The 25,111-nt window shown below is 55.2% G+C and carries 22 protein-coding genes, 4 tRNA genes, 2 rRNA genes and 1 pseudogene (1 of these 29 only partly in view); all 29 read right to left on the reverse strand.

Features of this window, described 5'->3' with window-relative positions:
- Nucleotides 1-12: 12 nt before the first annotated feature.
- On the reverse strand, nt 13-699 hold the full coding sequence (gene rpsC, locus KI242_RS28260) for a 30S ribosomal protein S3 (protein ID WP_007924192.1): 687 nt from the start codon (nt 697-699) through the stop codon (nt 13-15).
- A gap of 13 nt (nt 700-712) precedes the next feature.
- Complete coding sequence (gene rplV / locus KI242_RS28265) at nt 713-1,045, reverse strand: 50S ribosomal protein L22 (RefSeq protein ID WP_003103908.1); 333 nt, start codon at nt 1,043-1,045, stop codon at nt 713-715.
- A gap of 13 nt (nt 1,046-1,058) precedes the next feature.
- Nucleotides 1,059-1,334 carry a 30S ribosomal protein S19 gene (gene rpsS, locus KI242_RS28270; RefSeq protein ID WP_002555486.1) on the reverse strand — a complete coding sequence of 92 codons (276 nt, stop codon included), beginning with the start codon at nt 1,332-1,334 and terminating at the stop codon, nt 1,059-1,061.
- A 16-nt stretch (nt 1,335-1,350) separates the two neighbouring features.
- Entirely contained in the window at nt 1,351-2,175 is an 825-nt protein-coding gene (gene rplB, locus KI242_RS28275; protein WP_011063775.1) for a 50S ribosomal protein L2, read from the reverse strand.
- Between the two features lie 14 nt (nt 2,176-2,189).
- Complete coding sequence (rplW, locus tag KI242_RS28280; protein WP_002555488.1) at nt 2,190-2,489, reverse strand: 50S ribosomal protein L23; 300 nt, start codon at nt 2,487-2,489, stop codon at nt 2,190-2,192.
- Nucleotides 2,486-3,088, reverse strand: a complete 603-nt coding sequence (rplD, locus tag KI242_RS28285; protein ID WP_007924200.1) for a 50S ribosomal protein L4 — start codon at nt 3,086-3,088, stop codon at nt 2,486-2,488. The genes rplW and rplD overlap by 4 nt, the downstream gene beginning before the upstream one ends.
- Nucleotides 3,089-3,100: 12 nt before the next feature.
- Nucleotides 3,101-3,736 carry a 50S ribosomal protein L3 gene (rplC, locus tag KI242_RS28290; protein ID WP_007924205.1) on the reverse strand — a complete coding sequence of 212 codons (636 nt, stop codon included), beginning with the start codon at nt 3,734-3,736 and terminating at the stop codon, nt 3,101-3,103.
- An 80-nt stretch (nt 3,737-3,816) separates the two neighbouring features.
- Complete coding sequence (gene rpsJ / locus KI242_RS28295) at nt 3,817-4,128, reverse strand: 30S ribosomal protein S10 (protein ID WP_003186070.1); 312 nt, start codon at nt 4,126-4,128, stop codon at nt 3,817-3,819.
- Nucleotides 4,129-4,268: 140 nt separating this feature from the next.
- A complete protein-coding gene (gene tuf, locus KI242_RS28300; protein WP_011063776.1) occupies nt 4,269-5,462 on the reverse strand; it encodes an elongation factor Tu in 1,194 nt (397 codons plus the stop codon).
- Nucleotides 5,463-5,496: 34 nt separating this feature from the next.
- On the reverse strand, nt 5,497-7,644 hold the full coding sequence (fusA, locus tag KI242_RS28305; protein WP_011063777.1) for an elongation factor G: 2,148 nt from the start codon (nt 7,642-7,644) through the stop codon (nt 5,497-5,499).
- A gap of 30 nt (nt 7,645-7,674) precedes the next feature.
- Nucleotides 7,675-8,145 (reverse strand): 30S ribosomal protein S7, encoded by a 471-nt coding sequence (gene rpsG, locus KI242_RS28310; RefSeq protein WP_007925959.1) that lies wholly within the window; start codon nt 8,143-8,145, stop codon nt 7,675-7,677.
- 111 nt (nt 8,146-8,256) lie between these two features.
- Nucleotides 8,257-8,628 carry a 30S ribosomal protein S12 gene (gene rpsL / locus KI242_RS28315; protein WP_003186084.1) on the reverse strand — a complete coding sequence of 124 codons (372 nt, stop codon included), beginning with the start codon at nt 8,626-8,628 and terminating at the stop codon, nt 8,257-8,259.
- Between the two features lie 201 nt (nt 8,629-8,829).
- Nucleotides 8,830-13,029 carry a DNA-directed RNA polymerase subunit beta' gene (rpoC, locus tag KI242_RS28320; RefSeq protein ID WP_011063778.1) on the reverse strand — a complete coding sequence of 1,400 codons (4,200 nt, stop codon included), beginning with the start codon at nt 13,027-13,029 and terminating at the stop codon, nt 8,830-8,832.
- A gap of 64 nt (nt 13,030-13,093) precedes the next feature.
- Nucleotides 13,094-17,167: a DNA-directed RNA polymerase subunit beta gene (rpoB, locus tag KI242_RS28325; RefSeq protein WP_011063779.1), complete on the reverse strand. Its 4,074-nt coding sequence runs from the start codon at nt 17,165-17,167 to the stop codon at nt 13,094-13,096.
- 221 nt (nt 17,168-17,388) lie between these two features.
- On the reverse strand, nt 17,389-17,754 hold the full coding sequence (rplL, locus tag KI242_RS28330; protein WP_011063780.1) for a 50S ribosomal protein L7/L12: 366 nt from the start codon (nt 17,752-17,754) through the stop codon (nt 17,389-17,391).
- An 80-nt stretch (nt 17,755-17,834) separates the two neighbouring features.
- Nucleotides 17,835-18,335, reverse strand: coding sequence for a 50S ribosomal protein L10 (gene rplJ, locus KI242_RS28335; RefSeq protein WP_011063781.1), 501 nt, complete (start codon nt 18,333-18,335; stop codon nt 17,835-17,837).
- A gap of 198 nt (nt 18,336-18,533) precedes the next feature.
- Nucleotides 18,534-19,229, reverse strand: a complete 696-nt coding sequence (gene rplA, locus KI242_RS28340; protein WP_011063782.1) for a 50S ribosomal protein L1 — start codon at nt 19,227-19,229, stop codon at nt 18,534-18,536.
- Nucleotides 19,229-19,660, reverse strand: a complete 432-nt coding sequence (gene rplK, locus KI242_RS28345) for a 50S ribosomal protein L11 (protein WP_003176435.1) — start codon at nt 19,658-19,660, stop codon at nt 19,229-19,231. Before rplK ends, rplA begins: the two co-directional genes overlap by 1 nt.
- Nucleotides 19,661-19,778: 118 nt before the next feature.
- Complete coding sequence (gene nusG, locus KI242_RS28350; RefSeq protein WP_002555501.1) at nt 19,779-20,312, reverse strand: transcription termination/antitermination protein NusG; 534 nt, start codon at nt 20,310-20,312, stop codon at nt 19,779-19,781.
- A gap of 9 nt (nt 20,313-20,321) precedes the next feature.
- Entirely contained in the window at nt 20,322-20,690 is a 369-nt protein-coding gene (gene secE / locus KI242_RS28355; protein ID WP_011063783.1) for a preprotein translocase subunit SecE, read from the reverse strand.
- Nucleotides 20,691-20,735: 45 nt separating this feature from the next.
- Nucleotides 20,736-20,811: transfer RNA gene (locus KI242_RS28360), tRNA-Trp, on the reverse strand.
- 54 nt (nt 20,812-20,865) lie between these two features.
- On the reverse strand, nt 20,866-22,059 hold the full coding sequence (gene tuf / locus KI242_RS28365; protein ID WP_011063776.1) for an elongation factor Tu: 1,194 nt from the start codon (nt 22,057-22,059) through the stop codon (nt 20,866-20,868).
- 84 nt (nt 22,060-22,143) lie between these two features.
- Nucleotides 22,144-22,219 (reverse strand) — tRNA-Thr (locus KI242_RS28370).
- Nucleotides 22,220-22,245: 26 nt separating this feature from the next.
- Nucleotides 22,246-22,319: transfer RNA gene (locus KI242_RS28375), tRNA-Gly, on the reverse strand.
- Nucleotides 22,320-22,343: 24 nt separating this feature from the next.
- Nucleotides 22,344-22,428: transfer RNA gene (locus KI242_RS28380), tRNA-Tyr, on the reverse strand.
- A gap of 142 nt (nt 22,429-22,570) precedes the next feature.
- Nucleotides 22,571-23,016: pseudogene (locus KI242_RS31930) on the reverse strand (hypothetical protein).
- A gap of 163 nt (nt 23,017-23,179) precedes the next feature.
- The gene (gene birA / locus KI242_RS28385) at nt 23,180-24,142 is read right to left on the reverse strand and encodes a bifunctional biotin--[acetyl-CoA-carboxylase] ligase/biotin operon repressor BirA (RefSeq protein ID WP_053160208.1); all 963 of its coding nucleotides are present in this window, start codon (nt 24,140-24,142) and stop codon (nt 23,180-23,182) included.
- 168 nt (nt 24,143-24,310) lie between these two features.
- Nucleotides 24,311-24,426: ribosomal RNA gene (gene rrf / locus KI242_RS28390) — 5S ribosomal RNA — on the reverse strand.
- Between the two features lie 138 nt (nt 24,427-24,564).
- Nucleotides 24,565-25,111: ribosomal RNA gene (locus tag KI242_RS28395) — 23S ribosomal RNA — on the reverse strand (it continues 2,345 nt past the right edge of the window).

The raw sequence follows: 25,111 nt of genomic DNA on the forward strand, positions 1-25,111 counted from the left end.
TTGGCGTACCCCTTACTTAGCAGCTTTTTTACGAGGCGCAGGTGCTTGCGGCTTCAGCTCTTCTTGGCGACCACCAATTACTTCGCCTTTGAAGATCCAAACCTTCACACCGATCACACCGTAAGTGGTGTGAGCTTCGTAGGTGGCATAGTCGATATCGGCACGCAGGGTGTGCAGTGGCACACGACCTTCGCGATACCATTCAGTACGTGCGATTTCAGCACCGCCGAGACGACCGCTCACTTGGATTTTGATGCCTTTGGCACCAATGCGCATGGCGTTCTGTACGGCGCGCTTCATAGCACGACGGAACATTACGCGACGCTCCAGCTGCTGAGCTACGCTCTGCGCAACCAGCATACCGTCGAGCTCCGGCTTGCGGATCTCTTCGATATTGATGTGCACAGGCACACCCATTTGCTTGGTCAGGTCCTGACGCAGCTTCTCAACATCTTCACCTTTCTTGCCGATCACGATGCCGGGACGAGCGGTGTGGATGGTGATGCGTGCAGTTTGAGCCGGACGATGGATATCGATACGGCTTACGGACGCGCTTTTTAGTTTGTCTTGGAGATACTCACGCACATTCAGATCTGCGAGCAAATAGTCCGCATAAGTCCGACCGTCTGCGTACCAGACGGAGGTGTGCTCCTTGACGATTCCCAGGCGAATGCCAATGGGATGTACTTTCTGACCCATCTCTTCGACTCCGTTACTTGTCAGCAACCTTGACAGTGATATGGCAAGACCGCTTGACGATGCGATCAGCACGGCCTTTGGCACGTGGCATGATGCGCTTCAGCGAACGCCCTTCGTTGACGAAAACGGTGGAGACCTTCAGGTCATCAACGTCTGCGCCTTCGTTATGCTCGGCGTTGGCTACGGCCGACTCCAGCACTTTCTTCATGATCTCGGCGGCTTTCTTACTGCTGAAAGCCAACAGGTTGAGCGCTTCGCCCACCTTCTTCCCGCGGATCTGGTCGGCGACCAAGCGGGCTTTCTGGGCGGAGATTCGAGCGCCCGACAACTTAGCGGCTACTTCCATCATTCCTTACCCCTTAACGCTTGGCTTTCTTGTCAGCCACGTGCCCGCGATATGTACGGGTACCGGCGAACTCGCCCAGTTTGTGGCCGACCATGTCTTCGTTCACGAGAACTGGAACATGCTGACGACCGTTATGCACAGCAATGGTCAGACCGACCATTTGTGGCAGGATCATGGAACGGCGCGACCAGGTCTTAACTGGTTTGCGATCGTTCTTTTCCGCCGCCACTTCGATCTTCTTCAGTAGGTGAAGATCAATAAAAGGACCTTTTTTCAGAGAACGTGGCACTGTCGTATCCCTCTATTTACTTGCGACGACGGACGATCATTTTGTCGGTACGCTTATTACCACGAGTCTTCGCGCCCTTAGTCGGGAAGCCCCATGGCGATACCGGATGACGACCACCAGAGGTACGACCTTCACCACCACCATGTGGGTGGTCAACCGGGTTCATGGCAACACCACGAACGGTTGGGCGAACGCCACGCCAGCGTTTGGCACCAGCTTTACCCAGCGAACGCAGGCTGTGCTCGGAGTTCGAGACTTCGCCCAGGGTCGCGCGGCATTCAGCCAGCACTTTACGCATCTCACCAGAACGCAGACGCAGGGTCACGTAGACACCTTCACGAGCGACCAGCTGAGCCGAAGCACCAGCCGAACGAGCGATTTGCGCGCCTTTACCTGGCTTCAGTTCGATGCCGTGTACGGTGCTACCAACTGGAATGTTGCGCAGTTGCAGAGCGTTGCCCGGCTTGATCGGTGCCAGAGCACCTGCGATCAGCTGGTCGCCAGCGCTCACGCCTTTAGGGGCGATGATGTAGCGACGCTCGCCATCTGCGTACAGCAGCAGAGCGATGTGAGCAGTACGGTTTGGATCGTATTCAATACGCTCGACAGTGGCAGCGATGCCATCTTTGTCGTTGCGACGGAAGTCGACCAGACGGTAATGCTGCTTATGACCACCACCAACGTGACGAGTGGTAATGCGGCCATTGTTGTTACGACCACCAGACTTCGATTTCTTCTCGAGCAGCGGTGCGTGAGGAGCGCCTTTATGCAGCTCCTGGTTGACCACCTTGACCACAAAACGGCGGCCAGGGGAAGTCGGTTTGCATTTAACGATTGCCATGATGCACCCCTTCCTTACTCAGCACTGCTGCTGAAATCGAGATCTTGGCCTGGCTGAAGGGAGATAACTGCCTTCTTCCAGTCATTACGCTTGCCCAGACCGCGAGCGGTACGCTTGCTCTTACCCAGAACGTTCAGGGTAGTAACGCGTTCCACTTTCACGCTGAACAGGCTTTCGACGGCCTTCTTGATTTCCAGCTTGGTTGCGTCAGTAGCAACCTTGAAAACGAACTGGCCTTTCTTGTCTGCCAGAACCGTAGCCTTCTCGGAAACGTGCGGGCCAAGCAGAACTTTAAATACGCGTTCCTGGTTCATCCCAGCAGCTCCTCGAATTTCTTCACGGCCGACACAGTGATCAACACTTTGTCGTATGCGATCAGACTAACTGGATCGGAACCTTGCACGTCACGAACATCAACGTGTGGCAGGTTACGAGCAGCCAGGTACAGGTTCTGATCAACAGCGTCCGACACGATCAGAACGTCGGTCAGGCTCATGTTGTTCAGCTTGCCCAGCAGATCTTTGGTTTTCGGAGTTTCAACAGCGAAATCCTGAACCACGACCAGACGATCAGTACGCACCAGCTCAGCAAGGATGGAACGCATTGCTGCGCGATACATCTTCTTGTTCAGCTTCTGGGAGTGATCCTGAGGACGAGCTGCGAAAGTGGTACCGCCGCCACGCCAGATTGGGCTACGGATAGTACCGGCACGAGCACGGCCAGTACCTTTCTGACGCCATGGGCGCTTGCCGCCACCGGAAACGTCGGAACGGGTCTTTTGCTGCTTGCTACCTTGACGGCCGCCGGCCATGTAGGCCACGACTGCTTGGTGAACCAGCGTCTCGTTGAATTCGCCGCCAAATGTCAGTTCGGAAACTTCGATCGCTTGAGCGTCATTTACATTTAATTGCATGTCAGCTTCCCCTTAACCGCGAGCCTTGGCCGCCGGACGTACAACCAGGTTGCCGCCAGTAGCGCCAGGAACAGCACCCTTGACCAACAACAGATTGCGTTCAGCGTCGACGCGCACTACTTCCAGGGACTGCACGGTCACGCGCTCAGCGCCCATATGACCGGACATTTTTTTGCCCTTGAATACACGACCAGGAGTCTGGCACTGGCCAATAGAGCCCGGGACGCGGTGGGAAACGGAGTTACCGTGGGTGTTATCTTGACCGCGGAAATTCCAACGCTTGATGGTACCGGCGAAGCCTTTACCTTTCGACTGACCGGTAACGTCTACCAGTTGGCCAGCAGCGAAGATTTCTGCATTGATCAGATCGCCAGCTTGGTACTCGCCTTCTTCAAGACGGAATTCCCAAACGCCACGACCGGCAGCAACGTTCGCTTTAGCGAAGTGACCTGCTTGAGCAGCAGTCACGCGCGAAGCACGACGCTCACCTACAGTGACCTGCACTGCACGATAGCCATCGGTTTCTTCAGTTTTGAACTGGGTGACGCGATTCGGCTCGATCTCAATGACCGTGACCGGAATGGAGACACCTTCTTCGGTGAAAATACGGGTCATACCGCATTTACGACCGACTACACCAATAGTCATGTTGTAAACCTCATGAGTGTACGGGGCTTTCACCCGCTATGGCCGCCCATTTCAGAGCGTTACACGACTAAGACCGAGTCTTAGCCGAGGCTGATCTGCACTTCCACACCTGCCGCAAGATCAAGCTTCATAAGAGCATCAACGGTTTTATCCGTTGGCTGGACGATGTCCAGCACGCGCTTATGAGTACGGATCTCGTACTGGTCACGCGCGTCTTTGTTGACGTGCGGGGAGACCAGAACGGTGAACCGCTCTTTACGGGTAGGCAGTGGAATTGGACCACGCACTTGAGCACCAGTACGTTTCGCGGTTTCCACGATTTCCTGGGTGGATTGGTCGATCAGGCGATGGTCGAAAGCCTTCAACCTGATACGGATTTGCTGATTTTGCATTGGATTTCAGACTCCAGGCTGCTATTCCCACCGGGCGCAATACGCCCGTTAAAAGGAGGCGCAATTCTATAGACGGCCCCACAGAGTGTCAACCCAATAAAAAAGCCCCCGCAAGCGGGGGCTTCTTCATGAGTCGTCGATTACTCGATGACTTTGGCTACGACGCCAGCGCCGACGGTACGACCGCCTTCACGGATAGCGAAACGCAGACCATCTTCCATCGCGATGGTTTTGATCAGAGTGACAGTCATCTGGATGTTGTCACCTGGCATTACCATTTCAACGCCTTCTGGCAGCTCGCAGTTACCAGTCACGTCAGTAGTACGGAAGTAGAACTGTGGACGGTAGCCTTTGAAGAACGGAGTATGACGGCCGCCTTCTTCCTTGCTCAGAACGTAAACTTCAGCGGTGAACTTGGTGTGCGGCTTAACGGTGCCTGGCTTAACCAGAACCTGGCCACGCTCAACGTCGTCACGCTTGGTACCACGCAGCAGAACGCCGCAGTTCTCGCCAGCACGACCTTCGTCGAGCAGCTTGCGGAACATTTCAACGCCGGTGCAGGTGGTTTTCTGAGTGTCGCGCAGACCAACGATCTCAACTTCTTCCTGGATGCGAACGATACCACGCTCAACACGGCCAGTTACCACGGTGCCACGACCGGAGATCGAGAATACGTCTTCGATTGGCATCAGGAACGGCTTGTCGATTGCACGCTCTGGCTCTGGGATGTAGGTATCCAGAGTTTCTACCAGACGCTTAACAGCGGTGGTACCCATTTCGTTGTCGTCTTGGCCGTTCAGAGCCATCAGAGCCGAACCGATGATGATCGGAGTGTCGTCACCTGGGAAGTCGTAAGTGCTCAGCAGATCGCGCACTTCCATCTCAACCAGTTCCAGCAGCTCAGCGTCGTCAACCATGTCAGCCTTGTTCAGGAAGACAACGATGTACGGAACGCCTACCTGACGGGACAGCAGGATGTGCTCACGAGTTTGTGGCATCGGACCATCGGCAGCCGAGCAAACCAGGATCGCGCCGTCCATCTGGGCAGCACCAGTGATCATGTTTTTGACGTAGTCGGCGTGACCTGGGCAGTCAACGTGCGCGTAGTGACGAATGTTCGAGTCGTACTCTACGTGCGCAGTGTTGATGGTGATACCACGAGCTTTTTCTTCTGGGGCGCTGTCGATCTTGTCGAAGTCAACACGAGCCGAACCGAAAACTTCGGAGCAAACGCGAGTCAGAGCAGCGGTCAGAGTGGTTTTACCGTGGTCAACGTGACCGATAGTGCCAACGTTGACGTGCGGTTTGTTACGTTCAAATTTTTCTTTAGCCACGACAATTAACTCCTAGCCTAAAGGGGAGACTGAATCAGCCTTGTTTTTTAACGAGAGCTTCGACGATGTTCGACGGAGCTTCGGCGTATTTGGAGAATTCCATGGAGTAGCTCGCGCGACCCTGAGACATGGAACGAACGTCAGTTGCATAACCGAACATTTCACCCAGTGGCACTTCAGCACGGATAACCTTGCCGGACACCGAGTCATCCATACCCTGAATCAGACCACGACGACGGTTCAGGTCACCCATCACGTCACCCATGTAGTCCTCTGGGGTTACAACTTCAACCTTCATGATCGGCTCGAGCACAACGCCGCCACCCTTCTGGGCCAGCTGCTTGGTCGCCATGGAGGCTGCCACCTTGAACGCCATCTCGTTGGAGTCGACGTCGTGGTAGGAACCATCAAACACGGTAGCCTTCAGGCCGATCAGCGGATAACCGGCAACGACGCCGTTCTTCATCTGCTCTTCGATACCCTTCTGGATAGCCGGGATGTATTCCTTAGGAACCACACCACCAACAACCTCGTTGGTGAAGACCAGACCTTCGGTGATGTTGCCGTTCGCATCGACGTCTGGCTCCGAGAAACGGATCCAGCAGTGACCGAACTGACCGCGACCGCCGGACTGACGAACGAACTTGCCTTCGATCTCAACGTTGCTCTTGCTGATCTTCTCGCGGTACGAAACCTGCGGCTTGCCGATGTTGGCTTCGACGTTGAACTCGCGCTTCATGCGGTCAACGAGGATGTCCAGGTGCAGCTCACCCATACCGGAGATGATGGTCTGACCAGTCTCTTCGTCGGTCTTGACGCGGAACGACGGGTCTTCCTGAGCCAGCTTGCCCAGTGCAATACCCATCTTTTCCTGGTCCTGCTTGGTTTTCGGCTCTACCGCTACCGAAATTACAGGCTCAGGGAAGTCCATACGCTCAAGAATGATCTGCTTGTCGAGATCGCACAGAGTGTCACCAGTGGTGACGTCCTTCATGCCGATCAGAGCAGCGATGTCGCCTGCACGTACTTCTTTGATCTCTTCACGCTGGTTGGCGTGCATCTGCACCATACGACCAACGCGCTCTTTCTTGCCCTTGACCGAGTTGATCACGGAGTCGCCCGAGCTCAGGAAGCCCGAGTAAACGCGCACGAAAGTCAGAGTACCAACGAACGGGTCGGTAGCAATCTTGAATGCCAGAGCCGAGAACGGTTCAGCATCGTCAGCATGACGCTCGTCGTAGTCAGCCTCTACCAGCTCATCCTTCGGCTTCTCGATGAGATCCGGATGGATACCCTTGATCGCCGGGATCTCGGTAGGAGCAGGCAGGAAGTCGATAACGGCATCGAGAACCAGGGGAACGCCCTTGTTCTTGAACGACGAACCGCAGACAGCCGGAACGATCTCGCTAGCCAGGGTGCGCGCACGCAGACCGGCCTTGATCTCTTCGACAGTCAGGTCACCTTCTTCAAGGTACTTGTTCATCAGCTCTTCGTTGGCTTCAGCAGCAGCTTCAACCATGTTGGAGCGCCACTCGTTAGCCAGGTCCAGCATATCGGCAGGAATTTCTTCCTCGCGATAGGTAGTACCCTTGTCGTCGTCGTTCCAGTAGATAGCCTTCATCTTGATCAGATCAACCTGACCTTCGAAGTTATCTTCAGCACCGATAGCCAGCTGGACCGGAACCGGGGTATGACCCAGGCGGTTCTTGATCTGGCCAACAACGCGCAGGAAGTTGGCACCAGCACGGTCCATCTTGTTCACGTAAACAACACGTGGAACACCGTACTTGTTGGCTTGACGCCATACGGTTTCAGACTGAGGCTCAACACCGGAAGTACCGCAGAACACAACGACCGCGCCGTCGAGTACACGCAGAGAGCGCTCTACTTCAATGGTGAAGTCAACGTGGCCAGGGGTATCGATAACGTTTACACGATAGTTATCGTATTGGCCGCGCGAACCTTTCCAGAAGGTAGTTACAGCAGCGGAGGTAATGGTGATACCCCGCTCCTGCTCCTGCACCATCCAGTCGGTGGTCGCAGCGCCGTCATGCACCTCACCCATCTTGTGGCTGAGACCTGTGTAGAACAGGATCCGCTCGGTAGTGGTAGTCTTGCCCGCGTCAACGTGGGCACAGATACCGATGTTACGGTAGCGGTTGATTGCTGTAGTACGAGCCATAAAGCCCTCGCAAAATGAATGATGCCGATATTAGAAGCGGTAGTGCGAGAAAGCCTTGTTGGCTTCAGCCATACGGTGAACGTCTTCACGCTTCTTAACTGCAGCACCTTTGCCTTCGGCAGCGTCCAGCAGTTCGCCAGCCAAACGCAGAGCCATAGACTTCTCGCCGCGCTTGCGGGCGAAGTCTACCAACCAGCGCATTGCCAGAGCGTTACGACGGGACGGACGAACTTCGACCGGAACCTGGTAAGTAGCACCGCCTACACGGCGCGACTTCACTTCGACCAGCGGAGCGATGGCGTCGAGAGCTTTCTCGAAGATTTCCAGGGGATCGCTGTTCTTGCGCTCTTTAACTTTTTCCAGCGCGCCATAAACGATACGCTCGGCAACGGCTTTCTTGCCGCTTTCCATTACGTGGTTCATGAACTTGGCGAGGATCTGGCTTCCGTATTTCGGATCGTCCAGAATCTCACGTTTGGCTGCTACGCGACGTCTTGGCATTGATAAGCCCTCAAACGGTCTTCAGGTTAGCTCGGGACAGTTGATCCAATGGACGCGTGCCCGACCTTACTCTTATCGACTCAATATAATTAAAAACTGCAAAACGACCGATTACTTCGGACGCTTGGTACCGTACTTCGAACGACCTTGGTTACGACCTTTAACGCCGGAAGTATCCAGGGAGCCGCGAACGGTGTGGTAACGAACACCTGGCAAGTCTTTTACACGGCCGCCGCGAATCAGTACGACGCTGTGCTCTTGCAGGTTGTGGCCTTCACCGCCGATGTACGAGGAAACCTCGAAACCGTTGGTCAGACGCACACGGCACACTTTACGCAGTGCCGAGTTAGGTTTTTTCGGCGTAGTGGTATACACGCGAGTGCACACGCCACGACGTTGCGGGCAGTTCTGCAGCGCAGGCACGTCGGATTTCTCGACGATACGCTTACGCGGCTGACGTACCAGCTGGTTGATAGTTGCCATCTACTAGCTCCACTGTTGTCTTTCGACATAAACAAAATGGCAGAGCAGGAGCTCCACCAAATTTAGGGGTACAAGAGTCTAAAGAGGATCTTGCCCCCAGTCAAGGCAAGGCCCCGGCCTCCCCGATCAGCGAACCTCGACAAAAAGTGTCTTGATTCTCAATCGAAAAAGCCGGGGCCCCGTCTCAATCTACTGCAGACCTCAATTACCGCTGGAGTTCAGCGCTTCAGTCAGTGCTGCTTCGACTTCGCTTGCGCTTACGCGCAGCGGCTTGTCTGCATCACGACGACGCTTACGCTCGCTGTGGTACGCCAGGCCAGTACCGGCCGGGATCAGACGACCCACGACCACGTTTTCTTTCAGACCACGCAGGTAGTCGCGCTTGCCAGTTACCGCCGCTTCGGTCAGTACACGGGTGGTCTCTTGGAAAGAGGCCGCCGAGATGAACGATTCGGTGGACAAGGACGCCTTGGTGATACCCAGCAGTACGCGGGTGAACTTGGCGACGAACTTGTCTTCGGTGCTCAGACGCTCGTTTTCTACCAGTACGTGAGTCAGTTCCATCTGGTCGCCCTTGATGAAGCTGGAGTCGCCGGACTCGGCGATTTCAACCTTACGCAGCATCTGACGCAGGATGGTCTCGATGTGCTTGTCGTTGATCTTCACGCCTTGCAGACGGTAAACGTCCTGGATCTCGTTGACGATGTACTTGGCCAGCGCACTGACACCCAGCAGACGCAGGATATCGTGTGGATCGCTCGGACCGTCGGAGATAACTTCGCCGCGGTTCACTTGTTCGCCTTCGAAGACGTTCAGGTGACGCCACTTCGGAATCAGCTCTTCATACGGATCGCTACCGTCGTTCGGAGTAATGACCAGACGGCGCTTGCCCTTGGTCTCTTTACCGAACGCGATGGTGCCGCTGACTTCAGCCAGAATCGACGCTTCTTTCGGACGACGAGCTTCGAACAGGTCGGCAACACGCGGCAGACCACCGGTGATGTCACGAGTCTTCGAAGTTTCTTGCGGAATACGAGCGATAACATCACCGATCGCAATCTGCGCACCGTCGGCAACACCGACCAGGGCGTTAGCCGGCAGGAAGTACTGTGCCGGTACGTCGGTACCTGGCAGCAGCAGATCCTTGCCATCCATACCCACCATCTTCACAGCAGGACGGATGTCCTTGCCGGCAGCTGGACGGTCTTTGACGTCAAGCACTTCAATGTTGGTCATACCGGTCAATTCGTCAGTCTGACGCTTGATCGTGATGCCTTCTTCCATGCCCACGTAGGTCACGGTACCTTTCATTTCGGTAACGATCGGGTGAGTGTGCGGATCCCACTTGGCCACGATAGCGCCAGCGTCGACCTTGTCACCTTCTTTAACCGAAATCACAGCACCGTACGGCAGCTTGTAACGCTCGCGCTCACGACCGAAGTCATCAGCGATTGCCAGCTCACCGGAACGGGACACAGCAACCAGGTGGCCATCCACACGCTCAACGTGCTTCAGGTTGTGCAGACGGACGGTACCGCCATTCTTCACCTGAACGCTGTCGGCTGCGGAAGTACGGCTTGCCGCACCACCAATGTGGAACGTACGCATGGTCAGCTGGGTACCCGGCTCACCGATGGATTGGGCAGCGATAACGCCGACCGCCTCACCAATGTTCACCTGGTGACCACGAGCCAGGTCACGGCCGTAGCACTTGGCGCAAATGCCATAGCGGGTTTCGCAACTGATCGGCGAACGCACGATCACTTCGTCGATGCTGTTGAGCTCGATGAATTCAACCCACTTTTCGTCTACCAGGGTGCCGGCAGGAACGATGACGTCCTCGGTACCCGGCTTGAATACGTCACGGGCGATAACACGACCCAATACGCGCTCACCCAGTGGCTCTACAACGTCGCCGCCTTCAATGTGCGGAGTCATCAGCAGGCCGTGTTCGGTGCCGCAATCGATCTCGGTTACAACCAGATCCTGCGCAACGTCCACCAGACGACGAGTCAGATAACCGGAGTTCGCAGTTTTCAACGCGGTATCCGCCAGACCTTTACGAGCACCGTGAGTCGAGATGAAGTACTGGAGTACGCTCAGACCTTCACGGAAGTTCGCAGTAATCGGCGTTTCGATGATGGAGCCGTCCGGCTTGGCCATCAGACCACGCATACCGGCCAGCTGACGGATCTGTGCTGCGGAACCCCGCGCACCCGAGTCAGCCATCATGTACATCGAGTTGAACGATTCTTGCTCGACTTCGTCGCCATTGCGGTCGATGACCTTCTCTTTCGAGAGGTTGGCCATCATCGCCTTGGATACTTCGTCGTTGGCCTTCGACCAAAGGTCGATCACTTTGTTGTACTTCTCGCCCTGGGTTACCAGGCCGGAGGCGTACTGGCTCTCGATTTCTTTCACTTCGTCGGTGGCAGCACCGATGATGCGAGCTTTTTCATCCGGGATAACGAAGTCGTTAACACCGATGGAAACGCCGGAAATGGTCGAGTAAGCGAAACCGGTGTACATCAACTGGTCAGCGAAGATCACGGTCTCTTTCAGACCAACCACGCGGTAGCACTGGTTGATCAGCTTGGAGATCGCCTTCTTCTTCATCGGCAGGTTGACGACGTCGAACGACAGGCCCTTCGGCACAACCTGGAACAGCAGAGCACGGCCGACAGTGGTGTCGACGATACGGGTGGCGCTCACGCTGCCGCCATCACGATCATTGACAGTTTCGCTGATGCGAACCTTGATCTTGGCGTGCAGAGCCGCTTCGCCGGCGCGGAATACGCGGTCGACTTCCTGCAGGTCCGCGAACACACGACCTTCGCCCTTGGCGTTGATCGCTTCACGGGTCATGTAGTACAGACCCAATACAACGTCCTGCGACGGAACGATGATTGGCTCACCGTTGGCTGGCGACAGAATGTTGTTGGTCGACATCATCAACGCACGCGCTTCCAACTGGGCTTCCAGTGTCAGCGGTACGTGCACGGCCATTTGGTCGCCGTCGAAGTCGGCGTTGTACGCAGCACAGACCAGAGGGTGCAGCTGGATAGCCTTACCTTCGATCAGTACCGGTTCAAACGCCTGGATACCCAGACGGTGAAGGGTCGGTGCACGGTTGAGGAGAACCGGGTGTTCACGGATCACTTCAGCGAGAACGTCCCAAACCTCTGGCAGTTCGCGCTCGACCATCTTCTTGGCGGCTTTGATGGTGGTGGCCAGGCCACGCATTTCCAACTTGCCGAAGATGAACGGTTTGAACAGCTCGAGAGCCATCTTCTTCGGCAGACCGCACTGGTGCAGACGCAGGGTCGGACCTACGGTAATTACCGAACGACCGGAGTAGTCAACACGCTTACCGAGCAAGTTCTGACGGAAACGACCTTGCTTACCCTTGATCATGTCAGCCAGGGATTTCAGAGGACGCTTGTTGGAACCGGTGATAGCGCGGCCACGACGACCGTTGTCGAGCAGTGCATCGACAGCTTCCTGCAACATACGCTTTTCGTTGCGCACGATGATGTCCGGAGCGGACAGATCCAGCAGGCGCTTCAATCGGTTGTTACGGTTGATCACTCGACGATACAGATCGTTGAGGTCGGAAGTCGCGAAACGACCGCCATCCAGCGGGACCAGTGGACGCAGATCTGGCGGCAGAACCGGCAGAACGGTCAGCACCATCCACTCTGGCAGGTTGCCGGAACCCTGGAAGGCTTCCATCAACTTCAGACGCTTGGACAGCTTCTTGATCTTGGTTTCCGAGTTGGTTTGCGGAATCTCTTCACGCAGACGGCCAATCTCGTGCTCCAGGTCGATAGCGTGCAGCAGCTCGCGGACAGCCTCGGCACCCATGCGGGCGTCGAAGTCATCGCCGAACTCTTCCAGCGCTTCGAAGTACTGCTCATCGTTCAGCAGCTGACCTTTTTCAAGGGTGGTCATGCCTGGATCGATAACGACGTAGCTCTCGAAGTAGAGAACGCGCTCGATATCACGCAGAGTCATGTCCATCAGCAAGCCGATACGGGACGGCAGCGATTTCAGGAACCAGATGTGGGCAACCGGCGAAGCCAGTTCGATGTGCGCCATGCGCTCACGACGAACCTTGGCCAGCGCAACTTCAACGCCGCACTTCTCGCAGATCACGCCGCGATGCTTCAAGCGCTTGTACTTACCGCACAGGCACTCGTAATCCTTTACCGGGCCAAAGATCTTGGCGCAGAACAGGCCGTCACGCTCAGGCTTGAACGTACGGTAGTTGATGGTTTCCGGCTTTTTAACTTCACCGAACGACCACGAACGGATCATCTCAGGCGAGGCCAATCCGATACGGATGGCGTCGAACTCTTCGACTTGACCCTGGTTTTTCAGCAAATTCAGTAGGTCTTTCAAGGCCTTTCCTCCTGGCGGAGCAGAGAGCGGGCAATCCTGCCCCGCTCTCGATTCGCGTCACGTGTTATTCGGTTTCCAGATCGATATCGATGCCGAGGGAACGAATTTCTTTGATCAACACGTTGAAGGACTCGGGCATGCCCGGCTCCATACGGTGATCGCCGTCCACGATGTTTTTGTACATCTTGGTACGACCGTTCACATCGTCCGACTTCACTGTGAGCATTTCTTGCAGAGTGTATGCAGCACCGTATGCTTCCAGTGCCCAGACCTCCATCTCCCCGAAACGCTGACCACCGAACTGCGCCTTACCACCCAGCGGCTGCTGGGTAACCAGGCTGTACGAACCGGTAGAACGAGCGTGCATCTTGTCGTCTACCAAGTGGTTCAGTTTCAGCATGTACATGTAGCCAACGGTAACTGGACGCTCGAACTTGTTGCCGGTACGGCCGTCGGTCAGTTGCATCTGGCCGCTTTCTGGCAGGTCTGCCAGCTTCAGCATGGCCTTGATTTCGCTTTCCTTGGCACCGTCGAACACCGGAGTGGCCATCGGAACACCGCCGCGCAGGTTGTTCGCCAGATCCAGGATCTCCTGATCGGAGAAGCTGTCCAGGTCTTCGTTACGACCGCCGATCTGGTTGTAGATCTCGTCCAGGAAGGTACGCAGTTCTGCGACCTTGCGCTGCTCTTCGACCATGCGATTGATCTTCTCGCCCAGACCTTTGGCCGCGAGGCCCAGGTGAGTTTCGAGGATCTGACCAACGTTCATACGCGAAGGTACGCCCAGCGGGTTGAGGACTACGTCGACCGGGGTGCCATTGGCATCGTGCGGCATGTCTTCAACCGGCATGATCACGGAGACCACACCCTTGTTACCGTGACGACCGGCCATCTTGTCGCCCGGCTGGATGCGACGACGGATTGCCAGGTAGACCTTGACGATTTTCAGCACGCCTGGAGCCAGGTCATCGCCCTGCTGCAGCTTGCGCTTCTTGTCTTCGAACTTGTCGTCCAGCAGACGGCGACGATCAACGATGTAGGCCTGGGCCTTCTCGAGCTGCTCGTTCAGAGCATCTTCAGCCATGCGCAGTTTGAACCACTGGCCGTGCTCAAGACCGTCGAGAACTTCGTCGGTGATTTCCTGGCCTTTCTTCAGGCCGGCGCCGCCTTCGGCTTTATGGCCGACCAGAGCGGAGCGCAGACGTTCGAAGGTCGCACCTTCAACGATACGGAACTCTTCGTTCAGGTCCTTGCGGATCTCGTCCAACTGGCTCTTCTCGATCGACAGTGCACGAGCATCACGCTCAACGCCGTCACGAGTGAAGACCTGTACGTCGATAACAGTACCCTTGGTACCGGTAGGTACACGCAGGGAGGTGTCTTTAACGTCGCTGGCTTTTTCACCGAAGATCGCACGCAGCAGTTTCTCTTCCGGAGTCAGCTGGGTCTCGCCTTTCGGAGTGACCTTGCCCACCAGGATGTCGCCTGCGCCAACTTCAGCACCTACATAAACGATACCGGCTTCGTCCAGCTTGTTCAGTGCAGCCTCACCCACGTTCGGGATGTCTGCAGTGATTTCCTCTGGGCCAAGCTTGGTGTCACGAGCCACACAGGTCAGTTCCTGGATGTGGATCGTGGTGAAACGGTCTTCCTGAACCACACGCTCGGACAGGCAGATGGAGTCTTCGAAGTTGAAGCCGTTCCACGCCATGAACGCGATACGCATGTTCTGACCCAGTGCCAGCTCACCCATGTCGGTGGACGGACCATCGGCCATGATGTCGCTGCGCTGAACCCGATCACCCTTGCTCACCAGCGGACGCTGGTTGATGCAGGTGTTCTGGTTGGAGCGGGTGTACTTGGTCAGGTTGTAGATGTCGACACCGGCTTCACCGGTTTCAACTTCGTCATCAGCAACACGAACCACGATACGGCTGGCATCGACCGAGTCGATCACACCGCCACGACGAGCCACGACGCAAACGCCGGAGTCACGGGCAACGTTGCGCTCCATGCCGGTACCTACCAGCGGCTTGTCAGCACGCAGGGTCGGTACAGCCTGACGCTGCATGTTGGAACCCATCAATGCACGGTTGGCGTCGTCGTGCTCGAGGAACGGAATCAACGACGCTGCAACCGAAACTACCTGCTTCGGCGAAACGTCCATCAAGGTGACGTCTTCCGGCGCCTTGACGGTGAATTCGTTCAAGTGACGAACAGCTACCAGCTCATCGACCAGCTGACCTTTGTCGTTCATCGTCGCCGAAGCCTGGGCGATCACGTGATCGGCCTCTTCGATAGCGGACAGGAACACGATCTCGTCGGTTACCAGAGCATCTTTCACCACACGGTACGGGCTCTCGAGGAAGCCGTACTGGTTGGTGCGCGCATAGGCCGCCAGGGAGTTGATCAGACCGATGTTCGGACCTTCCGGCGTTTCAATCGGGCATACACGACCGTAGTGGGTCGGGTGTACGTCACGGACTTCGAAGCCTGCACGCTCACGGGTCAGACCACCTGGGCCAAGTGCAGAAACACGACGCTTGTGGGTGATCTCGGACAGCGGGTTGTTCTGGTCCATGAACTGGGACAGCTGGCTGGAACCGAAGAACTCTTTCACTGCCGCAGCCACTGGCTTGGCATTGATCAGGTCTTGCGGCATCAGGCCTTCGCTTTCAGCCATCGACAGGCGCTCTTTGACCGCACGCTCTACACGCACCAGGCCAACGCGGAACTGGTTCTCGGCCATTTCGCCAACACAGCGAACACGACGGTTACCCAGGTGGTCGATGTCGTCGACGATGCCTTTACCGTTACGGATGTCGACCAGAGTCTTCAGTACGGCAACGATGTCTTCTTTGCACAGAACGCCGGAGCCTTCGATCTCGGTACGACCGATACGACGGTTGAACTTCATCCGGCCAACGGCGGACAGATCATACCGCTCAGGGCTGAAGAACAGGTTGTTGAACAGAGTCTCGGCAGCATCTTTGGTCGGTGGCTCGCCAGGACGCATCATGCGATAGATCTCGACCAGGGCTTCCAATTGGTTGCTGGTGGAGTCGATCTTCAGAGTGTCAGAGACGAACGGACCGCAGTCGATGTCGTTGGTGTACAGAGTCTCGATGCGAACGACCTGAGCCTTGGCGATTTTTGCCAGGATCTCGGTGTTCAGCTCGGTGTTGCACTCTGCCAGAATTTCACCGGTAGCCGGGTGCACGATAGCCTTGGCGGTGGTACGGCCCAGGACGTAGTCCAGAGGTACATCCAGCTCTTTGATACCGGCTTTTTCCAGCTGGTTGATGTGACGAGCGGTGATACGACGACCCTGCTCGACAATAACCTTGCCCTTGTCATCCTGGATGTCCAGAACGGCAATCTCACCACGCAGGCGCTGAGGCACCAGCTCCAGGCTCAGGCTCTCGCCTTTCACGTGGAATACGTTGGTGGTGTAGAAAGCGTCCAGCACTTCTTCAGTGGTATAGCCCAGCGCGCGCAGCAGAACCGATGCCGGCAGCTTGCGACGACGGTCGATACGGACGAACACGCAGTCTTTCGGGTCGAACTCGAAGTCCAGCCAAGAACCGCGGTAAGGAATGATCCGCGCGGAATACAGCAGCTTACCGGAGCTGTGCGTCTTGCCACGGTCGTGGTCGAAGAATACGCCAGGGGAACGGTGCAGCTGGGAAACGATTACACGCTCGGTACCGTTGATTACGAAGGTACCGTTCTCAGTCATCAGGGGAATTTCACCCATGTAGACTTCTTGCTCTTTGATGTCCTTGATCGCTTTGTTCGACGATTCTTTGTCGAAAATGATCAGACGGACTTTTACCCGCAAAGGTACGGCGTAAGTTACACCACGCAACACGCATTCTTTAACATCAAACGCCGGTTCGCCCAGGCGATAACCGACATACTCCAACGCAGCATTGCCGGAGTAGCTGATGATCGGGAAAACGGATTTGAAGGCCGCATGCAGGCCCACGTCGCGGAACTGATCTTTAGTCGCTCCCGCTTGCAAGAATTCACGATACGAATCCAGCTGGATGGCCAGGAGGTACGGCACATCCATGACGTCCGGCAACTTGCTAAAGTCCTTGCGGATACGTTTTTTCTCAGTATATGAGTAAGCCATCAGCGTTCCCCAGCTTGGTCACCTGCTTATTCGGCCCCTCCCGACGGGAGCAGCCAGAAAATCGTGCAAACCCTTTGGTTTGCGCCACCGCACAGGGTGGGCTACAGCACGTTACTGGCACCGACCCAGTCGGTCGCCAATAACGGAAAAAGGCCGGTGGCAAAAGCCACCAGCCATCAGCCGTTCGCTTAACGCTTGGGCTGGAGACACAAAGTCGATGCTTACTTGAGCTCGACTTTAGCGCCTGCTTCTTCCAGAGCTGCTTTGGCTTTGTCAGCTGCTTCTTTAGCAACAGCTTCCAGAACCATGGCAGGAGCGCCGTCAACTACAGCCTTGGCTTCTTTCAGGCCCAGACCGGTCAGTTCACGTACAGCCTTGATCACGTTAACTTTCTTCTCGCCAGCTTCGGTCAGCATGACGTTGAATTCAGTTTGCTCTTCAACAACAGCGGCAGCAGCAGCTGGGCCAGCAGCGGCAACAGCAGCGGTAACGCCGAAGGTTTCTTCCATTGCTTTGATCAGCTCAACAACTTCCAGAACGGTTTTCTGGCCGATTGCTTCGATGATTTGCTCGTTAGTCAGAGACATGACTATAAATTCCTGTATTGGGGTGACAGCCTACGCAGCCATCAAATTAAACATATGATTTTGAAAGGGCTTGCAGTGCCTTAGGCAGCAGCAGCTTCTTTCTGGTCGCGAATAGCCGCCAGAGTACGAGCCAGCTTGCTGGTAGCGCCTTGAATCACGCTCATCAGCTTCGCAATAGCTTCGTCGCGAGTTGGCAGCGAAGCCAACACGTCGATCTCGTTTGCTGCGAGGTACTTGCCCTCGAACGCAGCTGCCTTGATCTCGAACTTTTCCTGACCCTTTGCGAACTCTTTGAAAATACGAGCGGCAGCGCCCGGATGTTCCTTGGAGAATGCAATCAGGGTAGGGCCGACGAACGCGTCGTTGAGCACGTCATATTGAGTGCCTTCAACAGCGCGCTTGAGCAGGGTGTTACGTACGACACGTACATAAACACCAGCTTCGCGGGCCTCTTTACGGAGTCCGGTCATAGCGCCTACTGTCACACCACGGGCATCAGCCACGACAGCGGACAGAGCGGCTTTGGCAGCCTCGTTGACTTCAGCGACGATGGCCTTCTTGTCTTCGAGTTTAATTGCCACGGGTTTAACTCCTGCTTGTTACCGTTTCATCCAACCGGAGCTGGATGTCGTTTTGGTGTCTGATTCGGTAAGGAACCGGGAGCACCATCTGCGTAGGCTTGAGGTTTAAGACTTGCGTCGCCTACGGTCTTGGATAGCCCCCGCCAGGCAGGGACCCCAATTTTTCAGCGCGCGCAATTACTTGCACGCGCTTGTGTCTTATACGTCCAGCGAACCCTGGTCGATGACCAGACCTGGGCCCATAGTGGTGCTCAGGGTAACGCGCTTGACGTAGATGCCTTTCGAAGAAGCTGGCTTGATACGCTTCAGGTCAGCGATCAGGGCTTCAACGTTTTCCTTCAGCTTGACGGCGTCGAAGCCGACCTTGCCAACGGAAGTGTGGATGATGCCGTTTTTGTCGGTGCGATAGCGAACCTGACCAGCCTTGGCGTTCTTAACTGCCGAAGCTACGTCTGGAGTAACGGTACCGACTTTCGGGTTAGGCATCAGGCCGCGAGGACCCAGAACCTGACCCAGCTGACCCACAACGCGCATTGCATCCGGGGAAGCAATAACCACGTCATAGTTCAGGTCGCCGCCTTTCATTTCGGCAGCCAGATCGTCCATACCTACGCGGTCTGCACCGGCAGCCAGAGCAGCTTCAGCTGCTGGCCCCTGGGTGAACACAGCTACACGTACAGTCTTGCCAGTGCCGTGTGGCAGCACAGTAGCGCTACGAACAACCTGGTCAGATTTACGTGGGTCTACGCCCAGGTTCACAGCAACGTCTACGGACTCGCTGAACTTAACGGTCGACAGCTCGGTCAGGAGAGCGGCGGCTTCTACGAAGTTGTAGGCCTTGCCTGCTTCAATCTTGCCGGCGATAGCCTTTTGGCGCTTGGTCAGCTTAGCCATTACACACCCTCCACGTTAAGGCCCATGCTACGAGCAGAACCGGCGATAGTACGCACGGCTGCATCCATATCAGCTGCAGTCAGATCCGCGTTTTTGGTTTTCGCGATTTCTTCCAGCTGAGCACGGGTAACAGTGCCAACCTTAACGGTGTTTGGACGAGCGGAACCGCTGGTCAGGCCAGCAGCTTTCTTCAGCAGAACCGAAGCAGGGGTGCTCTTAGTTTCGAAAGTGAAGCTGCGGTCACTGTAAACAGTGATGATCACAGGAGTCGGCAGGCCTGGCTCAAGACCCTGAGTACGGGCGTTGAAAGCTTTGCAGAACTCCATGATGTTCACGCCGTGCTGACCCAGAGCTGGACCAACGGGTGGACTTGGGTTGGCCTGAGCGGCCTTAACTTGCAGCTTGATGTAAGCAGTAATCTTCTTAGCCATGAGGCACTCCAATTACGGGTTCAGACGCCTAGATAGGCTCCCCGGTTACTTGCGCGTTTATCCCAGTGACGACAAAACCCCACAGCCTAAGGCTGCGGGGTATGGGATTCTCGTTCAGTTATGCCTTCTCGACCTGACTGAACTCTAGCTCTACCGGAGTAGAGCGACCGAAAATGAGCACTGCCACCTGAATGCGGCTCTTTTCGTAGTTAACTTCTTCAACCGTACCGTTAAAGTCAGCGAATGGGCCGTCAGTAACACGGACCACCTCACCCGGCTCAAACAGGGTCTTAGGCTTGGGCTTGTCGCTACCATCAGCAACGCGACGCAGAATCGCTTCCGCTTCTTTGTCAGTGATAGGAGCCGGCTTATCGGCAGTACCACCAATAAAGCCCATGACACGAGGAGTATCCTTGACCAAGTGCCAAGTACCCTCGTTCATATCCATCTGTACCAGCACATAGCCTGGAAAGAATTTACGCTCGCTTTTGCGCTTCTGGCCATTGCGCATCTCAACCACTTCTTCAGTGGGGACCAGAATTTCGCCGAAGCCATCTTCCATGCCAGCCAGCTTCACACGCTCGATCAACGAACGCATTACATGCTTCTCGTAACCCGAGTAAGCATGCACAACGTACCAACGCTTAGCCACGGGACACCCTTAGCCAACAATCAAGGAAACAAGCCAGCCGAGCAGGGAATCTAGCCCCCACAACAGCAACGCCATGACCAGAACCACAGCCACAACAATCAACGTGGTCTGCGTGGTCTCTTGGCGAGTTGGCCATACGACTTTACGAATCTCAGTGCGCGCTTCCTTAACCAGGACAAAGAACGACTTACCCTTGGCAGTCTGCAAGCCAACGAAGGCAGCAACTGCAGCAATGACAAGCAGCGCCAAGACGCGGTACAGGATCGGCGAAGCAGAGTAGTACTGATTGCCAACAACACCAACAATCACCAAGGCAACAACAACCAGCCACTTGAGCAGATCGAAGCGAGAGCCTTGAGCTTCAGCCTTAGGAGTCATCTATGAAGATCCTGTGAAAAGAAAGCCAGACACATTGAGTGAATCTGGCAGGTCAGGAGGGAATCGAACCCCCAACCTACGGTTTTGGAGACCGTCGCTCTGCCAATTGAGCTACTGACCTAAAAACAAAATCAGGCCGACCATTATGTCGGCCCGATGGAGATATATCAAGAACTTATTCGATGACTTTGGCTACGACGCCAGCGCCGACGGTACGACCGCCTTCACGGATAGCGAAACGCAGACCATCTTCCATCGCGATGGTTTTGATCAGAGTGACAGTCATCTGGATGTTGTCACCTGGCATTACCATTTCAACGCCTTCTGGCAGCTCGCAGTTACCAGTCACGTCAGTAGTACGGAAGTAGAACTGTGGACGGTAGCCTTTGAAGAACGGAGTATGACGGCCGCCTTCTTCCTTGCTCAGAACGTAAACTTCAGCGGTGAACTTGGTGTGCGGCTTAACGGTGCCTGGCTTAACCAGAACCTGGCCACGCTCAACGTCGTCACGCTTGGTACCACGCAGCAGAACGCCGCAGTTCTCGCCAGCACGACCTTCGTCGAGCAGCTTGCGGAACATTTCAACGCCGGTGCAGGTGGTTTTCTGAGTGTCGCGCAGACCAACGATCTCAACTTCTTCCTGGATGCGAACGATACCACGCTCAACACGGCCAGTTACCACGGTGCCACGACCGGAGATCGAGAATACGTCTTCGATTGGCATCAGGAACGGCTTGTCGATTGCACGCTCTGGCTCTGGGATGTAGGTATCCAGAGTTTCTACCAGACGCTTAACAGCGGTGGTACCCATTTCGTTGTCGTCTTGGCCGTTCAGAGCCATCAGAGCCGAACCGATGATGATCGGAGTGTCGTCACCTGGGAAGTCGTAAGTGCTCAGCAGATCGCGCACTTCCATCTCAACCAGTTCCAGCAGCTCAGCGTCGTCAACCATGTCAGCCTTGTTCAGGAAGACAACGATGTACGGAACGCCTACCTGACGGGACAGCAGGATGTGCTCACGAGTTTGTGGCATCGGACCATCGGCAGCCGAGCAAACCAGGATCGCGCCGTCCATCTGGGCAGCACCAGTGATCATGTTTTTGACGTAGTCGGCGTGACCTGGGCAGTCAACGTGCGCGTAGTGACGAATGTTCGAGTCGTACTCTACGTGCGCAGTGTTGATGGTGATACCACGAGCTTTTTCTTCTGGGGCGCTGTCGATCTTGTCGAAGTCAACACGAGCCGAACCGAAAACTTCGGAGCAAACGCGAGTCAGAGCAGCAGTCAGAGTGGTTTTACCGTGGTCAACGTGACCGATAGTACCCACGTTAACGTGCGGCTTATTACGTTCGAACTTTTCCTTAGCCATCGAAATCACCCCTAGGAGAAGAATTGAGCAAGTCACCCAAGCCATTAAAACAAAGGCAGATATTTTCATATCTGCCTTGTTATATGGAGCTCTTGAGCGGATTTGAACCGCTGACCTCACCCTTACCAAGGGTGTGCTCTACCAACTGAGCTACAAGAGCGTAACACCTTGCAAAACCTGCAAACTTGGAGCGGGTAGCGGGAATCGAACCCGCATCATCAGCTTGGAAGGCTGAGGTTCTACCACTAAACTATACCCGCGGAGCCTGCAGCTCTCGCTAAATCTGGTGGAGGGGGAAGGATTCGAACCTTCGAAGTCGTAGACGTCAGATTTACAGTCTGATCCCTTTGGCCGCTCGGGAACCCCTCCTAAGCGAGGCGACATTCTATATCATGCCACCCTTCTGTCAAGCATTTTCTCAATAAAATCTTGAGGTTAGCTGCGTTGACCTCGCTTCGCGACGCTGACTTCGTGAAGTCTTCGCTGCGGAGCGGGCGCCATTCTATGCAACCTATTCGACAGTTGCAACCCCCTCGCAAGGCATTATTTTATGTTTTAACTCATTGAATTCTTTAGCAAGGTTCTGCAGTTGCAGATCATCCAGCAAATGCTTGCTCTCGGGAGTCACACGAAGCCAAAAACTAGAAGAACCAGGAACACTCAAGGACTGCAACCTGACATCAGCCCCCAGCCCTACCAGCCGCTGCTCCAACATCTGAGCCGTATCACGACGAGCAAAGCCCCCAGATAAAGACAGCTTGCATCAACCTCCCCTGACTTACCCTTATCCCGCCGCTCGACCGAATCAGAAGACTCACTCAACAAACGGATATCTTGCTGAGTACCTCGATAGAGCGAGAGAGGCATGACCTCTTTCGCACGAAGCGGCGCTTCCTGCTGATGCCAGATGTAATAAAAGCAATTGAGGACCAATAACAACAGAAACAACCAGCGCATAAAAACCTCAAGACAGAGGACAAGGCTTAAACAACTCGAAAAGATGGATCACGTACAAGCTGATCTTGCGGAACCGATGCAACACTCAAAGTCCCACCCCACACAAGGAATCAGCCCCTACCTCCTAGCCGTAGATCGCGCAAGCGCACATTGATGGCCGAACTCATGAGCCATCACGCAACCTTAGACTGAGCTCCCCGCCGCTATACGTTTTCTCCTCCCCCTCAACGCTCAATCGCAAAGCTCCTTGGCGATCAATACCCAACACAACACCATCGATCTTATTTACGCCCGCGATCAGAGACACAGCACGCCCCTGCCAGAGGTGACCTTGCTCCCACTCGCCCTGGATCGCGGAGAAGCCATTCAGCCGATGACGCTCCAGATAAGACACAAGAACCTCATTCAATCGAGCAACAAGCTGATTGCGATCAATAACCTTGCCAGACTCCAACCTCACCGAAGTCCACTCCTGATCGATCTCTTCAGCGCTTTGCATATTCACATTGATCCCAATGCCCAGGACCACATGACACACATCCGCAGGATCACCCACCAACTCCAAAAGTATCCCCGCGACCTTCTTCTGACCAACCAAAACATCATTTGGCCACTTCAAACCCGCACCAGGAATTCCATACTCACGAAGGGTATGCATGACCGCCAGCCCAACGACCAGGCTAAGCCCTTCCAATTGCCGGAGACCTCCGTCCATACGCAAGACGAGGCTGTAATAGATATTTTCGGCAAAAGGGCTTACCCACTTACGACCACGACGGCCTCGCCCCACCGTCTGGCGCTCAGCTAGCACAAGAAAAGGAGCCACACTCCCTTCTTCAATGGATCGCAGCGCCTGTGCATTCGTGGAGTCGATAGAGTCGAGAATTCGGATATCCCAGGAGCCACTGGAAATAGAGGAACGGCCTATCTCAGCACTGCTCAGCAATGTGATTGGAGTGGCCAGCTGGTAACCGCGGCCTCGCACCTTATGAATGACAAGCCCCAACTCCGCCTCAAGAAGCTGTAACTGCTTCCATATAGCACTACGGCTAACACCCAGCGCCTGACCGAGCGCCTGACCCGAGTGAAATCGCCCATCTTTCAGAAGCTCTAACAACGTCGACATGCAGTTTCCGCCTCACCATGAGGCAGGCATGATAGCCATGCCCAGCGCCATTGCATAGAAACCCCCACCTGACGAGCAAGTCGATCGAGACAGCAAAAAATCAAACCCATTTTTCGCGCACAAAAACAAAACCCCAACTGCATGCGCAGTTGGGGTTTCGGAATTTAATCTTGACGATGACCTACTCTCACATGGGGAAACCCCACACTACCATCGGCGATGCATCGTTTCACTTCTGAGTTCGGGATGGGATCAGGTGGTTCCAACGCTCTATGGTCGTCAAGAAATTCGGTAGCCAGTCCGTTGCTTGTGCAACGTCCCAGCGAATGGGTATGTAATAGATTTGTGTGTTCGCAAACTTTCGGTTTGTATCGTCTTCACACACCGCAACTCGCTTCTTAAGCAAATTGCTTGGGTGTTATATGGTCAAGCCTCACGGGCAATTAGTATTGGTTAGCTCAACGCCTCACAGCGCTTACACACCCAACCTATCAACGTCGTAGTCTTCGACGGCCCTTTAGGGAACTCAAGGTTCCAGTGAGATCTCATCTTGAGGCAAGTTTCCCGCTTAGATGCTTTCAGCGGTTATCTTTTCCGAACATAGCTACCCGGCAATGCCACTGGCGTGACAACCGGAACACCAGAGGTTCGTCCACTCCGGTCCTCTCGTACTAGGAGCAGCCCCTCTCAAATCTCAAACGTCCACGGCAGATAGGGACCGAACTGTCTCACGACGTTCTAAACCCAGCTCGCGTACCACTTTAAATGGCGAACAGCCATACCCTTGGGACCGGCTTCAGCCCCAGGATGTGATGAGCCGACATCGAGGTGCCAAACACCGCCGTCGATATGAACTCTTGGGCGGTATCAGCCTGTTATCCCCGGAGTACCTTTTATCCGTTGAGCGATGGCCCTTCCATACAGAACCACCGGATCACTAAGACCTACTTTCGTACCTGCTCGACGTGT

It is taken from the genome of Pseudomonas sp. Eqa60, from assembly GCF_018326405.1.
GTDB classification, from domain to species: Bacteria; Pseudomonadota; Gammaproteobacteria; order Pseudomonadales; family Pseudomonadaceae; genus Aquipseudomonas; species Aquipseudomonas protegens.